The sequence below is a fragment of the Hymenobacter tibetensis genome (assembly GCF_022827545.1).
Taxonomy (GTDB): Bacteria; Bacteroidota; Bacteroidia; order Cytophagales; family Hymenobacteraceae; genus Hymenobacter; species Hymenobacter tibetensis.
In genome coordinates, this window is the sequence record NZ_CP094669.1 from 2,103,782 (window position 1) to 2,118,552 (window position 14,771).

General features: G+C 55.9%; 12 protein-coding genes and 1 other RNA gene. 3 read left to right on the top strand and 10 right to left on the bottom strand.

Annotated features, from left to right (window positions below; all coding sequences use genetic code 11):
• Positions 1-289 precede the first annotated feature (289 nt).
• Positions 290-1,186, top strand: a complete 897-nt coding sequence (locus MTX78_RS08355) for a T9SS type A sorting domain-containing protein (RefSeq protein WP_243801643.1) — start codon at positions 290-292, stop codon at positions 1,184-1,186.
• A gap of 192 nt (positions 1,187-1,378) precedes the next feature.
• On the opposite strand, the gene MTX78_RS08360 is transcribed toward MTX78_RS08355, so the two are convergent.
• The 4 genes from MTX78_RS08360 to MTX78_RS08375 form a co-directional block, all read right to left on the bottom strand.
• A complete protein-coding gene (locus MTX78_RS08360; RefSeq protein WP_243801645.1) occupies positions 1,379-3,274 on the bottom strand; it encodes an LTA synthase family protein in 1,896 nt (631 codons plus the stop codon).
• Between the two features lie 17 nt (positions 3,275-3,291).
• A complete protein-coding gene (locus tag MTX78_RS08365) occupies positions 3,292-3,891 on the bottom strand; it encodes an SMI1/KNR4 family protein (protein ID WP_243801647.1) in 600 nt (199 codons plus the stop codon).
• A 165-nt stretch (positions 3,892-4,056) separates the two neighbouring features.
• A complete protein-coding gene (gene ald / locus MTX78_RS08370; protein WP_243801649.1) occupies positions 4,057-5,184 on the bottom strand; it encodes an alanine dehydrogenase in 1,128 nt (375 codons plus the stop codon).
• 229 nt (positions 5,185-5,413) lie between these two features.
• Complete coding sequence (locus MTX78_RS08375) at positions 5,414-6,187, bottom strand: DUF1573 domain-containing protein (protein ID WP_243801652.1); 774 nt, start codon at positions 6,185-6,187, stop codon at positions 5,414-5,416.
• 202 nt (positions 6,188-6,389) lie between these two features.
• Here MTX78_RS08375 and MTX78_RS08380 point away from each other — a divergent pair, with 202 nt between their 5' ends.
• The gene (locus MTX78_RS08380; protein ID WP_243801653.1) at positions 6,390-8,810 is read left to right on the top strand and encodes an alpha-ketoacid dehydrogenase subunit alpha/beta; all 2,421 of its coding nucleotides are present in this window, start codon (positions 6,390-6,392) and stop codon (positions 8,808-8,810) included.
• A 124-nt stretch (positions 8,811-8,934) separates the two neighbouring features.
• Here the strand turns inward: MTX78_RS08380 and MTX78_RS08385 are convergent, their stop codons facing one another.
• Complete coding sequence (locus MTX78_RS08385) at positions 8,935-9,504, bottom strand: hypothetical protein (RefSeq protein WP_243801655.1); 570 nt, start codon at positions 9,502-9,504, stop codon at positions 8,935-8,937.
• Positions 9,505-9,620: 116 nt separating this feature from the next.
• Here MTX78_RS08385 and MTX78_RS08390 point away from each other — a divergent pair, with 116 nt between their 5' ends.
• Positions 9,621-10,622: a long-chain-fatty-acid--protein ligase gene (locus tag MTX78_RS08390; RefSeq protein ID WP_243801656.1), complete on the top strand. Its 1,002-nt coding sequence runs from the start codon at positions 9,621-9,623 to the stop codon at positions 10,620-10,622.
• A 46-nt stretch (positions 10,623-10,668) separates the two neighbouring features.
• Here the strand turns inward: MTX78_RS08390 and MTX78_RS08395 are convergent, their stop codons facing one another.
• From MTX78_RS08395 to MTX78_RS08415, 5 genes are all read right to left on the bottom strand, one after another.
• Positions 10,669-11,826 carry a sigma-54-dependent transcriptional regulator gene (locus MTX78_RS08395; RefSeq protein WP_243801658.1) on the bottom strand — a complete coding sequence of 386 codons (1,158 nt, stop codon included), beginning with the start codon at positions 11,824-11,826 and terminating at the stop codon, positions 10,669-10,671.
• A 210-nt stretch (positions 11,827-12,036) separates the two neighbouring features.
• Positions 12,037-12,439, bottom strand: an RNA gene (rnpB, locus tag MTX78_RS08400) — RNase P RNA component class A.
• Between the two features lie 30 nt (positions 12,440-12,469).
• A complete protein-coding gene (gene rnhA / locus MTX78_RS08405; RefSeq protein WP_243801660.1) occupies positions 12,470-12,937 on the bottom strand; it encodes a ribonuclease HI in 468 nt (155 codons plus the stop codon).
• An 81-nt stretch (positions 12,938-13,018) separates the two neighbouring features.
• Positions 13,019-13,579, bottom strand: coding sequence for a MarC family protein (locus MTX78_RS08410; RefSeq protein ID WP_243801662.1), 561 nt, complete (start codon positions 13,577-13,579; stop codon positions 13,019-13,021).
• A gap of 123 nt (positions 13,580-13,702) precedes the next feature.
• Complete coding sequence (locus MTX78_RS08415) at positions 13,703-14,767, bottom strand: aminotransferase class V-fold PLP-dependent enzyme (protein WP_243801663.1); 1,065 nt, start codon at positions 14,765-14,767, stop codon at positions 13,703-13,705.
• Positions 14,768-14,771: the final 4 nt, after the last annotated feature.

Genomic DNA, 14,771 nt, shown 5'->3' on the forward strand with positions numbered 1-14,771 from the left:
CTCCACCGTATACCTAGCAGGTAGATTTTACAGTACATCAGCTGGGTTTGGCACTTTGTCTCTGACAAATGCATCAACCAACGGATCCTCTGGGGATGGTTTTGTAGCGAAACTTATAGACGCTGGGTCCACAGCGAATTTTGTGTGGGTGCAGCCAGTGGCAAGTTCCGGTGACGACTATGTAAGTGCAATAGCTGCTACGGGTAGCACTGTGTATGTAACGGGCGGATTTTCCAATACGGTTACTTTTGGAAGTACAAGCCTAATGGGTGGGGCATTATCTGCTTTCGTGGCCAAAATCACTGACGGAGGAGCAAGTGCCGGATTTACGTGGGCTATCCAAAACAGCGGAGGAGTTGTCATTCCCAATGCCATAGCAGTCAATGGTACCAACGTGTATGTAGTAGGGCGCTTCCTATTCACCCTCGTTCTAGGGACTACTACCTTTACGAGTACAGGAATCTCTGGCGGTTATGATGTGTTTGTAACCAAGATTACAGATGCTGGCTTGAGCGGAAGCTTCACGTGGGCGTTGCAGGGAGCAGGCCCTAGAAGCGACTATGCTGCCGCAGTGGCAGTGAATGGTTCTGCAGTATATGTGGCAGGAGGATTCTCCGGCACCGTCGGGTTTGGTAGCGCCGACCTTACCAGCGTAGCTGGCAGCGACGATGTATTCATTACGCAGCTACTTGATGCAGGAAGCAGTGGCAGGTTTACATGGGCACAGTCTGCCGGAGGTACCGATTACGAACAGGCAAGATCTGTAGCCATAGGTCCCGGTAATAAGGTGTACGTGGGCGGCAATGTAGTGCCAGTCGCTACTTTTGGAAATCTTGCTATTACCAATTCAAGCACCAATCCTGTTGGCTTCTTGGCTTCCCTCACAGATGCTGTCCTGAGCACAAATGCTTCAACTGCACTGGTTGGTTTGCAAGTATATCCTAACCCTGCCACTACTGCCACCACCGTGTTGTTACCAACTGCGGTGGGTGCTACACATACCACGCTCACACTCACCGACGCTTTAGGGCGAGTCGTGCGCCATCTTTCACCAACTTTCTATCCAGCTAACGAGCGTGGTTTGCGCCAGAAAATAGATGTAGGTGGTCTGCCAGCAGGAATTTACACGTTGCGTGTACAGATAGGGTCTACTTGTACTGCGCGCCAACTTGTGATAACAGATTAACCATAGCATTAGTAGAAGCACTGTGCCGAAATAGTAATTGGCAAACGGCTGTTTGACGCGGAAAGCGAGCCCATTTCCACTCTAAGTTAAAATCGGTTCACTCGCTCAATCGATGGCTTATACACAAGCAAACAGCCGCTTCTGTAGCTACAGAAGCGGCTGTTTGCTTGCTCTGATGTGAGTTTGACGGCGTTACTTGTACAGCGTGTTATCGGCTAGGCCGTTGAGGTAGAACTGCACGCAGGCTTTTAGCTCGTTGCCGTACTGCTGTAGTTTCTGCGGGTCGGGGGCAGCGAGGGGCGTAGCGGGCAAGGCGTGGTTTTGGTAGGGGTACAAGCGCACCTGATTGTCGGCGGTGAGTTCGGTTACGTAGTCGGAGTGCACGAGGAAGTAGCTGCCACCACTCAGAAACAAGGCGCGTCCCGTCGTACCGGCATCGAACACAGAATAGCCAAATGGGAGCAATGGCTGGCCTGGTGCCAAGCCTAGATAGTCGAGCACAGTGGCAGGAATATCGGCTTGCTGGGTGATGCGCTGCACATTGGCCGGCGGCAGCGTGTGGCTGGGGTGGAAGAGTAGCAGAGGCGTCTTGTAGGAGCCAAGCGTATTCTGGTACTCGGGCCGCAACGTCTGGGAAGTGTGGTCGGCTAACACTACAAACAGTGTGTTCTTATACCACGGTTGCCGAGCGGCGGCTTTGAAGAACTGCCGCAATGCAAAATCGGTGTACTGCACGGAGGCATGAATGGGCAACTCGCCCGCCGTAAACTTCCCCTTATACTGCGCAGGCACTGGGAAAGGCTCGTGCGAAGTCAAGGTGAAGACGGTGGAAAAGAACGGCTGTTTCTGCTGCCCCAGCTTCTGCGCAAAATACTGTAGGTACGGCTCATCAAAAATCCCCCAGTGCCCATCAAAATCCGGGCTTTCAGTACCGCCAGGGTACTCGCTCAGGCCATAGTACTGCTGAATACCGGTAATGCCAGCGAAGGTATTGAAGCCCATGGTGCCGTTGGTGGCCCCGTGAAATACCGATGTAGCGTAGCCCTGCCGCCCTAGCAACTCGCCTAGCCCGTGCAACTCGTCGGTTTGGAAGTCGGAGGTGATAAACGAGTTTTCGGTGAGGGCTGGCAACCCCGCCAGCACAGCGGGCAGCGCCTCAATAGACCGGCGGCCGTTGGCGTAGTGCTGCCGGAAAAACAAGCCTTGGGTTGCCAGCGAATCAAAAAAAGGGGTGTATCCCTTGCCACCGTTTTCGATGCCGTTGTACTCGGAAGCAAAGCTTTCAATCAGCAGCACAACCACGTTGTCGCGCGGGGCGCCGGGGCGTGCACCAGGCTGCCGGGCAGCCAAGGCTGGCCGCAACGCCGCTACCGACGGAAAGAAGTTACGCCGTTCCACTGGGTCTGCCCGCAGGCTTTTCAGGAAAGTGAAGGTGCTGTTCAAGGCCACATGGCCCATAACGGGCGGCGTCTGCATGAAAGCGTGGCCGGTGCGCAATGGCTTCAGCTGGAAGCCACCCCGGATACCAAGTACCGCAAAGCCCGCAACCAACAGTACTTCCAACACAGGCCGCACTAGGCGTTTGCCGCGCCGCTGCCCCTGATAATACGCTGCATCGGCAGCAGTAGGCATCGGGTAGAAGTACCAAACCAGCCCAAACAGCACCACGAACGGAATCAGCAGAAACCAATAATGCCCCACCAACTGGCCAGCCTGCCGCTGAATATCATCGGTGATGGTAAACAACTCGTTGCTGGTGCGCCGGCCAATAAACTTGAAATACTGCGTGTCAATCAGGTTTAGGGCAATGCCGCAGGCATTGAGCGTGAGATAAACGCCCCGCACAAAGCCCTGCCAGCGGAAGCTGAAGGCCGGCACCAAGGAAAGCAGCAGAAACGGTAAGTTCAGCAGCAACAGCGCCGACACATCGTAGCGGAAGCCGTGCCAGAACGCCAGCAGCACCTGCCCGGTAGTAGCCTCCCGAAACACGCCGTGGTTGGCCCAGTAAAAGCCCAGCCGTAGCAGCACATACACGCCCATAAGCAGCAGCAACCGGCGCAGCAGCAGACGCAGAAGAGGAGAAATCATGAACAACGGAAAATACGTTACTCGCCAGTAAGACGGATGGTTTGTCCGTCGGGCAAGTCCTTGATTTTTTGGTAGAAACCAGCTAGCCACGCTAGCCGCTCCGAGACGGTAGCCGCCTTCAGCTCAGGCACTTTGCCGTTGTTGATGGCTATGCACAGCGGTGGAAACACGCTCAGTAACTGCCCAGGCTGCAATACGCCACCTTGTTGCTGGAAGCCCCGGAGCGGTTCCATACCCAAGGCATCGAGCGGGTACTTTTCCACGCCAAACAGAAAGTGCTTGAAGTCCACTTCCAAATCAGCCAGTTCGCCGGTTTCGGTGTCGAGCAAGAGCACGGCGTCGCCGCGTAATAGAAACTGGTTGCCTACGCAGTCTTGGGCGAATGGAATGTCGGATTCCAGCACCTCATCGTAGGTGCGCCAGAAAGCAGTAGGGCCTTGCCAGGCCACTTCCAGTGAGTGCCACGCCGGTGTTGTTACGCAACCGCGCAAATGTAACCCACCAAAGTAGGCAACCACGCCGTTTTGCTCCCGCAGAAACGTCTGTAAATAAACAGGGAGGCGGGCGAAGGTCACGACGTCCGTTAGCTCGCCGCCGGTATAAAGAATGCCTTTCATATTCGCTGTAACGCCAAGCTCCAGCTTGGCAGGTCGTTGAACAGTGCCGTTACCGAGGCAGAACTGCCAGTCGCGCAACGGTCCACCAAGCTGGAGCTTGGCGTTACAGAAAAAGCCTTTCCGGCCAGTGGGCCAGAAAGGCTTTTTCGTCGTTTAGCTTTTCACTTAAACGGCTGCTTCTTCCAGCACGTTGTGTACATCAACCAGCGGCAGGTTCCAGGCTTCCGCCACACCTTTGTACACCACTTCGCCATGCACCACGTTCAGGCCGAGGCGCAGGGCCTCGTCGCGGCGGCACGCTTCCTGCCAGCCCAGGTTCGCCAGTTTCACGGCGTAGGGGAGGGTGGCGTTGGTGAGGGCCAGCGTTGAGGTATAAGGCACGGCACCTGGCATGTTGGCCACGCAGTAGTGCACAATGTCGTCGATGATGAAGGTGGGATCTTCGTGCGTGGTGGGGCGGCAGGTTTCGATGCAGCCACCCTGGTCCACGGCCACGTCCACGAGCACGGTACCGGGCTTCATGGTCTTGAGCATATCACGGGTAATGAGGTGCGGAGCCTTCGCGCCCGGAATCAAGACGGCACCAATAATGAGGTCGGCCGTTTTGATGGCTGCGCGAATGTTGTACTCATTGGAATACTGCGTCACCACATTCTTCGGCATGAAGTCGTCCAGTTCCCGCAGACGGTTCAGGCTGATATCCATGATGGTTACTTGAGCGCCCAGGCCAGCTGCAATTTTGGCGGCCTGCGTGCCCACGATGCCCGCACCTAGTACCAGCACCTCGGCTGGCTTCACGCCGGGCACGCCGCCCAGCAGAATGCCGCGGCCTTTCAGGGGCTTCTCCAAGTATTTGGCACCTTCCTGAGGAGCCATCCGGCCTGCTACTTCACTCATCGGAATGAGCAGGGGTAGGGCCCGATTGGAAAGCTCCACGGTTTCGTAGGCTAGGCAAATAGCCTTGCGCTCGATCATGGCGTGGGTTAGCTCCTCGCCCGAGGCAAAGTGGAAGTACGTGAACAGCAGCTGATTCTCCTTGATGAGTGGATACTCCTGAGCAATCGGCTCCTTCACCTTCACAATCATTTCAGCCTTGCCGTACACCTCGTCTATGGAAGAGAGGATAGTGGCGCCAGCTTCCTCGTACTCAGCATCGAGGAAACCACTGCCGAGGCCAGCGGTACTTTGCACGTACAGCTCGTGGCCGTGCTTACGGAGTTCAGCAACGCCAGCAGGGGTCAGGCCTACGCGGTTTTCGTTGTTCTTAATTTCTTTCGGTACGCCGATGATCATGGCAGAGCGGGAAGGTGAAGAAGACAATAATTTGGGGGTGCGCAAAGATAGCGGAACCTGCCGTCATTGCGAGAAACCACAACAGCGCAATCCGGAAGCTAGTGCCCTAGCCAAGGAATTACCCATAAAAAAGCCCCCAACGACACCACGTGCATCAGGGGCTTCTAAGATTTTACTTTCTAGAACAGGGTACCGGAAACCCTATACTAGATGCTGCTAGCGAATAAGGCTATTTGAACGGTACGGTCGCGCTGCTTTCCTTCACCATGCTGCTGCCGGTCAGGTCGCGCACGATGTTGGCCTTCAGTGTCACTTTTACGTCGCCGCTCAAGTCGTTGGAGCTAAGCGTAGCCACATCCGACATCTGGCCAGTTTGGCGCTGGGCGTAGAGCAATTCCACCACGGCACTTTGGCCCGGTTTCACTACCGGTGGCACCGACTTGTAGCCGATGCAGTTGCAAGCCGAGGTTATCATACCCAGTTCTAGGGGTTGCTTGCCCGTGTTTTTCACGGTGAATTTCGCGCTGGGCTGCTGTCCCGACTCTATTTTTCCGAAGTCGTGGGCGGTGCGGTCCAGGGCCAGGCGAGGCGACTGCGCCAACTGGGCTGGCGTCATGGTAGCCTTGGCCTGCTCCTTGTTCACTACGTCGCCCTTAATGGTAAGCACCTTGCTGGGTACAGAGGCGTTGCTTGTTACCGTAACGGTTTTGTTGAACACGCCGGGCCGCCCGGCACTACTGTACATAGCTTTTATAATGCCCGATTTGCCCGGCAGCACCGGCGTTTTGGTCCAGTCAGGGGTAGTGCAACCGCACGAAGCCTGCACATTGGCAATAACGACGGGCTGATTGCCTGTGTTTTTGAACTTGAACTCGTGCGTAGCCATCGTGCCTTCGGGCACACTGCCGAAGTCATGCAGCTCTTTTTCAAAGGTTATGACGCCTTGAGCCTGCGCCCCAAAGGACAGCAGCACGGCGAAAAACAGAGAGGCAAAGTGTTTCATAGAAGTAGGTATGAACTAGAGGTACAGCGCAAGGGAAGCAACATGTGGTTGAATTTTGTTCCACTTGCCAAAGATAAACAAAAAGGCCCCCGGTTGCGTCTCCGTTAAAGCTGCCGGCCAAATCCGTACTTTTGGGCGCCAACTTCCTTGAGCGGGCTTGCTTCGCTTACCCTTGGCATCAACATCCGTCCCCATCCGTTCTATGCCCACGACCGAAACTGCCGACCTGCTGGCCCCTACGGCCACTTCACACAAAGAAGAATTTCTGCGCGACTACCGCCTTGGGTGGGAAAGCCGGCACGCCTCCTTGGCGGGCCGCAAAGAAGTGTTTATGGGCAAAGCCAAGTTCGGCATCTTCGGCGACGGCAAGGAACTGCCCCAGCTGGCCATGGCCCGCGCCTTCCGCGCCGGCGACTGGCGCGCCGGCTACTACCGCGACCAGACGTTTATGCTCGCCATCGGCGAGCTAACCCTGCAGCAGTATTTCGCCCAGCTGTACGCCCACACCGATGTGGAAGCGGAGCCTGCCACGGCCGGCCGCGCTATGAATGGCCACTTCGCCACCCGCATTCTGGACGAAGACGGCAACTTCAAGAATCTGGCGACCAGCAAGAACTCCTCGGCTGATATTTCGCCTACCGCCGGCCAGATGCCTCGCCTTGTAGGTTTGGCGTATGCCTCCAAGCTCTACCGGCAAAACCCAGGGCTGCAGCAGTACAACCAGTTTTCGGTGAACGGCAACGAGGTAGCGTTCGGCACGATTGGCAACGCCAGTACTTCCGAAGGCATGTTCTTCGAGGCCCTCAATGCAGCCGGAGTGCTGCAGATTCCGATGCTGATGAGCGTCTGGGACGACCACTACGGTATTTCGGTGCCCGCTGAGTACCAAACCACCAAACAAAGCATTTCCGCCATTCTGATGGGCTTGCAGCGCGAGGGCGAAGGTGAGCCGGGCTTCGAGATTTTCGTGGTAAAAGGCTGGGACTATGTAGCGCTCCTCGACACCTACCAGCGGGCGGCCGAGGTGTGCCGCACGCAGCATGTACCCGTGCTTATTCACGTTACGGAAGTAACGCAGCCGCAGGGCCACAGCACTAGCGGCTCGCACGAGCGGTACAAATCCAAGGACCGCTTGGTGTGGGAGCAGGAGCACGACTGCCTGGTGAAAATGAAGCAGTGGCTGATGACCGAAGGCCACGCCACTGAAGACGAACTCAACCAAATTGAGAGCGAAGCACGGGAAGCTGTAAAAGTGGCCCGTACCACGGCGTGGGCGGCCTTCTTCAACCCCATCAAAGAGGAGCGCGACGAGGTGGTAGTTCACTTGCGTAAGCTAGTAACTGATGCCAGCAACAATACCGACTTGTCGGAACTGGTGGAACAACTGGCGAACAACCAGACCCCCATCCGAGCTGATTTAGTGCGCACCGTGCGCCAAGCCTTGCGCCAAGTGCGCGGCCTGCGTAGCGGCGCCCGCCGCAACCTGCTCAACTGGCTAGACCAAGCGCTGGCCGATAACGCAGACCGGTACAATTCTTACCTCTTCAGCCAGAGCGAAGAAGCGGTTGGCAATATAGAAGTAGTACCCGCCGCCTATGCCCCCGACGCAACACAAGTTGATGCCCGCGAGGTGTTACAAGCCTGTTTCGACGCCAATTTTCAACGCGACCCGCGCATTTTTGCCATCGGCGAGGATGTCGGCCGCATCGGTGACGTCAATCAGGCCTTTGCGGGCTTGCAAGAGAAGTTCGGCGATTTGCGCGTGACGGACACTGGTATCCGTGAATGCACTATTGTAGGGCAGGGGATTGGTGCCGCCTTGCGCGGCCTACGCCCTATCACTGAAATTCAGTATCTGGACTACCTGCTGTACGCCATCCAGATTCTGTCGGATGATGTGGCCAACCTGCAGTACCGCACCAAAGGTGGGCAGAAGGCGCCGCTCATCGTGCGCACCCGTGGCCACCGTCTGGAAGGTATCTGGCATTCTGGTTCCCCCATCCAGATGATTCTGGGAGCTATTCGTGGTATCCACCTCTGCGTACCCCGTAACATGACCCAGGCCGCTGGTTTCTATAACACGCTGCTACGCTCGGATGAGCCAGCTATCGTGATTGAGCCTCTGAACGGCTACCGCCTCAAAGAGCGAATCCCGAGCAACATAGGCGAGTTCACGTTGCCGCTTGGTGTGCCAGAAGTGCTGCGCGAAGGCACCGACCTAACCATTGTGACCTACGGCTCGATGTGCCGGATTGTGCTGGAAGCCGCCAAGCAACTAGCAGAGGTTGACATTTCAGTGGAAGTGCTGGATGTACAAACGCTGTTGCCCTTTGACCTGGAGCACGTCATTGCTGACAGCATTCAGAAAACCAATCGGGTACTCTTCACTGATGAAGATGTGCCGGGTGGTGCCACCGCGTATATGCTCCAGCAAGTGCTCGACGACCAGGATGCCTACCGCTACCTCGATTCGGCTCCGCGTTGCCTGGCCGCTCAAGCACACCGCCCGCCTTACGGCTCCGATGGGGACTACTTCTCGAAGCCTAACTCCGAAGACGTGTTTGACACCGTGTACGAGATGATGCACGAAGTGGACCCTAAGCGGTTTCCGGCTATATACTAAGCCAGTGGCAACAAGCGCTTGCGCTGGCGTAAACAAACGTGAGGGCGCGCTCAGGTAGGCGCAAAAAAAGGAGGGCACTGTAGCTACATGCCATAGTGCCCTCCTTGCAATTTGTTAGGTGTTGTTACCGACCTTTCACAACGTAGCTGCTTGTCAATACTTCGTTGCTTAGGTTCAAAGCACGGTCTCTGATGCTGACCTTAAAGCGTATCTCATCGCCTGCTTTAAAAGGCGCATTCAGCGTCCATCGCTGTGCCAAACGCAAATCACCTTTGAGTGGGGCTTCCTTACCACTTTCTGGTCCGAGGCGGGGAAAGCGGGCATTATATTCCCCAGCAAAGCTGTTCGAGAAGTCAACAAACTCTCCGGTCACTGGGTCTTTGATCTGCGGCTGGATATAATAGTTGAAGTAGTTCGGATTTAATTGCGTACCGCCGGGACCAGGCACGGAATTGTAGGGCGGATCCAGGTCTTCCGGAGAAAGCCCTAAGTCACCGTCACCATCCTCAAAGGAAATCGTGATGGTATCCGAATCGGCGGGCGCATCGCCAGGAAAGGCCGGAGGCAAGCGTACAACCTCTAGCTCCTTGAACTTGATGGACGGAGTATCGGGAAAGTCAGGAGGGCTGATGCAGGAAGCAACGGCTGTGCAGATTAGCGCAAATAGCAAGCCTAGACGAAGCGTACGAGACATGGCCATAGAAGAGAAAGTACGAGTGAAAAACCTGGTAAACAGTAAGCAAAAGGTACAGTTTATCAACGAAGACTCCCTGCAATTGTTATGTGATTTGCAAACCCCATAGTGCAACAATGAGTTTCCGCGAAGAGCACCTACATCAGTTATCCAACCTGACTGCCACCAACGTGGCAGCAGTGGCCTTACAACTATTTCGGCACCAGGCAGTGCATTGCCCACCTTATAGAGCATATATAGCCGCACTTGGTTGCAACCCATCTGCAATAACCACACCGACGGACATTCCTTTTCTGCCCATCGAATTCTTTAAAACCCACGATGTACGTACTGAGCCGGCTCTTTGGGAACCCCAGGAGTTGTTTCTAAGCAGCGGGACCACCTTGCAGCAGCGCAGCCAGCACCACGTCCGCGACCCTCAGCTGTACCGCCATAACGCGGCTCGCATTTTCGAGCAGTACTACGGCCCGCTTACCACTTGGACATTTCTGGCGCTGTTGCCGTCCTACTTAGAGCAGGGGCATTCCTCGTTGGTGGCGATGGTTGATTATTTCGCCAAGCAATCTGGACAACGCCAGGCGGCGTTTTTTCTACACGACCACACGGCCTTGCTACAGGCTCTGCGTGAAGCAAAGCAAGATGGTAACCGCCGAGTCATGCTGTTTGGCGTGAGCTACGCACTGCTCGACCTCGCGGCCGAGGTAGGGGCGGCTCCAGAACTGCAAGATTTGACGGTGCTGGAAACGGGCGGTATGAAGGGACGCCGCCGCGAAATGATTCGCGAGGAACTGCACCACGAATTGCAGCAGGTATTTGGGCCTGCCGGAATTCACTCTGAATACGGCATGACCGAATTGCTAAGCCAAGCCTACAGCCTCGGTGACGGCCGCTTCCACGCGCCACCGCAACTACACGTGCTGCTCCGCGACCCTGCTGACCCGTTCTCCGTTTCCACCTCCCGTCCTGATGGGGCCATCAACGTCATTGATCTGGCCAATGTGGATAGCTGTGCCTTCATTGAAACCAAAGACCTGGCCCGCATGCACCATGATGGCTCGTTTGAAGTACTAGGCCGCCTAGATAACTCGGATGTGCGTGGGTGCAACCAAATGGTGTAACCTCTTCTTACTCCCCCTCTACATGAAGAGGGAGTAAGAAGAGATGCTATTTGCCCGCAAACGCCTTGGCGTCGGCTTCCGAAATGGTGTCGTCGCTCATGATGACCAAGCGTTCCACCACGTTGCGCAGTTCGCGGATATTGCCGCGCCAGTCGAGGCCTTGCAAGTACTTGAGGGCGGCCGGGTCTATCTTCTTGGGTTTGTTGCCGTAGTCGTTGGCAATATCTTGGAGGAACTTCTGAATCAAGTCCGGAATGTCTTCGCGCCGGTCGTTGAGGGAGGGTACCTGAATCAGGATAACGGAGAGCCGGTGGTACAAGTCCTCGCGGAAATTACGGTCGGCTATTTCCTGGAGCAGATTCTTGTTGGTGGCCGCCAGCACGCGTACGTTTACTGAAATTTCTTTTTCACCTCCCACGCGGGTGATTTTGCTTTCCTGCAATGCCCGCAGCACCTTGGCTTGGGCCGAGAGGCTCATGTCGCCAATTTCATCCAAAAACAAGGTACCGCCATCGGCCTGCTCGAACTTGCCGATACGTTGCTTCACGGCCGACGTGAACGAGCCTTTCTCGTGCCCGAATAGCTCACTCTCAATCAACTCGGAAGGAATGGCGGCGCAGTTCACTTCAATAAGTGGACCGCCAGAGCGGTTGCTTTGCTCGTGCAGTTGGCGGGCTACCATCTCTTTGCCGGCGCCGTTGGGGCCGGTGATGAGCACGCGTGCATCCGTAGGAGCTACTTTCTCAATGGCTTTGCGCACAGCCCCTAATGCGGCCGACGAGCCCACCATTTCCGAGCTTTTGGCCACCTTCTTCTTCAGGGTCTTGGTTTCGGCAACCAGCTTGGTGCGGTCCAGCGCATTGCGGACGGTCACAAGCAGGCGGTTCAGATCTGGTGGCTTTTGCAAGAAATCGTAGGCGCCTTTCTTGGTGGCATCCACCGCCATTTCCACGTTGCCGTGGGCCGAAACCATGATAAAGGCCGAGTCGGGAGCTACAATGCGGGCCCGCTCCAATACCTCGATGCCGTCCATCTTCGGCATTTTAATGTCACAGAGTACTACATCGTATTTGTCGCGAATTAGCATATCGAGGCCGGTGGGGCCGTCCTCGGCTTGGTCTACCTGGTAGCTTTCATATTCGAGAATCTCCTTCAGCGTATTGCGGATGGCTCTTTCGTCGTCGATGATGAGAATGCGGGGCATAGAATGTAAATGGCAAAGAGGAGTAAGGCGAAAGTAACGAAAAGCTATTGTAGCGGTGCTACGTGCCGAAGCCGATAGCGTCAACTTTCAACCACCAACGAGCACAACGCCCATGAGGCCGCCAACGATATACTGGCCGCCAACGAGCAGCACCAATCAGCACACACGCAAAACGGCCGTCGCACCCGAAGCTGCGACGGCCGTTTAAAGACGGGTGATGAGTCTGTAAGCCGGGTTCTGTCCGCTGCCCCGAAAGGCAACGTCTCCACCATTTATCTAGGCCAGTCCTCGCGGAAGGGCTCCATCAACCTACCCACGGACGCCGGACGAGCCGCCCGGTGCCGGCCCGAAGGCCTGCGTATCCGCTTATTTGGTCTTTCAACCCCTGAGGTTTACCCAGCCGGGACGGTTGCCCGCCCGCTGGTGCGCTCTTACCGCACCTTTTCACCCTTACCGGTCCCCCGAAGGCAACGTAGGCGGTAGTTTTCTGTGGCACTGGCTGTCCTGGTTCGCATTATACTTGCCAGTCCTTCCCGTTAGGAAGCAGGGTGCTCTGCGTTGCCCGGACTTTCCTCGTCACCCCGAAAGGCACCGCGGTGGAGCGACTCATCACGTGGGCAAAGGTAGGGCGTAATTCGTTGGCTTACCCTCGCCGTGCTTCAATTAGCTCGTAACCTTCATCAACAAGGAGGCGGCTGCCGGTGGCGCTGCGCACAGCCAATTGGTCGCACCGCTCGTTTTCGGGGTGGCCGTTGTGGCCGCGCACCCACTTAAACGACACCTTGCGCTGGGCGTACACCTTCAGGAAACGGCGCCACAAGTCCTCATTGGCTTTCTTGCCGAAGTCGGCCTTCTTCTCCCAGCCGAATACCCACTTTTTTTCCACCGAATCAACCACGTATTTCGAGTCCGTCACGACGGTGATGGGTAGCTCCGGCCGGTTGATGGCTTCCAAGCCCACAATAATGGCCAGCAGTTCCATGCGGTTGTTGGTGGTTAGGCGGAAGCCTTCGGTTAGCTCTTTCTCGTGCTGACCAAACCGCAGAATAGCCCCGTAGCCGCCCGGGCCCGGATTCCCTCGCGAGGAGCCGTCGGTGAATAAGTAGATCAAAATGTGAGATGTTGATTGCTGAGTTAGTTCTTGCTTGCTAGGGGCAGACCTTCAACCCCTAACAAGCAAGAACTAACTCAGCTAGAAATTCGACTTAAACAGCTTGATGGCAATAGCCAACAGAATCACGCCAAACACCCGGCGCAGAATATCTTCGCCGGCTTTGCCTAGCTTACGCTCTATCCAGGCGCTGCTCTTGAGTACCAAATACACAAATACGAGGTTCAAGCCAATGCCTACCAGTACGTTAGGCAGGGAGTAGGCTGCGCGAAGCGAAAGCAGCGTGGTCATGGTGCCAGCACCCACGATGATGGGAAATGCTAGCGGCACAATGGAGCCGGTAGTAGCTAACGGGTCGTGGCGAAACAGTTGGATGCCGAGTATCATCTCCATGCCGATTAGGAAGATGATGATGGCGCCCGCTAGTGCAAACGATTGGTAGTCAACCCCAAACAAGGATAGAATGCTCTGGCCCAAGAACAAGAATACCACCATAAGCACACCAGCTACCAGGGTGGCTTTTTCGGAGTGAATCTTGCCCTCGCGCTGCCGAATCTGAATGATGATGGGAATGGACCCCAGTACATCAATCACGGCGAAAAGCGTGAGTGTAACCGAGAAGATTTCCTTGAGGCTAAACATAAGGTGAAGTGGTGAACTAGTGAGATGGTGAACTAGTGAGTTGGACATTTTGCTGGTGCCACTTGCGCAGACTACGCAGGTCGAACAGCAAACTCACCACTTCACCACCTCACCATTTCAGCGTTAAGCAAACTCTCTAGCGAAGAACTGCACCAACTGCTCGAACGCCTCGTCGGGGATGGCGGGGAAGTTGGCGATGCGCAAACTGCCTGCTTTCCAGCTACCATAGCCGTTGCCGAGTTGTAGGCCCTGGGCCAATGCCCGGCGCTTCACCTCATCAATGAGGGCAGGGGCTGCTTGCAACCCAATAACAGTGGTCGAGCGGGTTTCGGGGTTGTTGATGAGCGGCGTGAGCTGCGTGGCTTGCTCGAAGTAGTCGTAGAGCTTGGTGGCGCGCTCCTGCAGGTGCTGGTGCACGTTTTTGATGGGCTCCCGATCTTGCAGTACGCGGCTCAGCAAGTAGATGCCTAACACGTTGGGCGTGTGGGTGGTCTGGAAGTTGAGCATCTTCTCGTATTGCGCCGTAAGCGAGTTGTAGTGGCTGCGCTCATTGATTTGCCGGAACCGGTCCACGGCCCGAGGAGACAAAATCATCAGCGACAAGCCCGCTGGCAACCCGAAGCACTTCTGCACCGAGGCGTACCATACATCGGCCTTGATGTACTTCATCTGGATGCCGCCCAACGACGACGTGGCATCAACCGCCAGCAAGGCGTTGCCAATCCGGTTGTAAAGATTCAGAATGAAACCATCGCGCAGCTGGGTGGCATTGCTGGTTTCGTTTTGGGTGATGCACACCAAGTCAATTTCCGAGTCGGGGAGGGGTAGGGCAGTTACGTCGGGTACTTCGTCGGGGCCGAAGGGGAAGCCCATGGTAGCAGGCCGCAGGGCCTTGGCATATTCGTACCACTTCTCGCCGAAAGCCCCGCTATAGAGATGGAAGCTCTTCCGTGGGGTCAGGCTTTGGGTGAGTACTTCCCAGCACTCGGTGGCCGAGTTCATGAAGAACACGGTGTAGTCCTGGGGCACGTTGAGCTTGTTTTTCAGTTCGGCTACGGTTTGCCGCATAAGGCTCGTGAACCGCTCGCCCCGGTGCGGAGCCGACAGCCAGCCCTCATCAAAAGCATCCTGAAGATATTGGCGCACCTGTGGGTACACTTGCGACGGGCCCGGATTGAATGTATACATAGGT

Coding starts and splice junctions, on each gene's coding strand:
- MTX78_RS08360 (WP_243801645.1), bottom strand. CDS start 3,274: ATGATTTCTCCTCTTCTGCGTCTGCTGCTGCGCCGGTTGCTGCTGCTT.
- MTX78_RS08365 (WP_243801647.1), bottom strand. CDS start 3,891: ATGAAAGGCATTCTTTATACCGGCGGCGAGCTAACGGACGTCGTGACC.
- ald (WP_243801649.1), bottom strand. CDS start 5,184: ATGATCATCGGCGTACCGAAAGAAATTAAGAACAACGAAAACCGCGTA.
- MTX78_RS08375 (WP_243801652.1), bottom strand. CDS start 6,187: ATGAAACACTTTGCCTCTCTGTTTTTCGCCGTGCTGCTGTCCTTTGGG.
- MTX78_RS08380 (WP_243801653.1), top strand. CDS start 6,390: ATGCCCACGACCGAAACTGCCGACCTGCTGGCCCCTACGGCCACTTCA.
- MTX78_RS08385 (WP_243801655.1), bottom strand. CDS start 9,504: ATGTCTCGTACGCTTCGTCTAGGCTTGCTATTTGCGCTAATCTGCACA.
- MTX78_RS08390 (WP_243801656.1), top strand. CDS start 9,621: ATGAGTTTCCGCGAAGAGCACCTACATCAGTTATCCAACCTGACTGCC.
- MTX78_RS08395 (WP_243801658.1), bottom strand. CDS start 11,826: ATGCCCCGCATTCTCATCATCGACGACGAAAGAGCCATCCGCAATACG.
- MTX78_RS08410 (WP_243801662.1), bottom strand. CDS start 13,579: ATGTTTAGCCTCAAGGAAATCTTCTCGGTTACACTCACGCTTTTCGCC.
- MTX78_RS08415 (WP_243801663.1), bottom strand. CDS start 14,767: ATGTATACATTCAATCCGGGCCCGTCGCAAGTGTACCCACAGGTGCGC.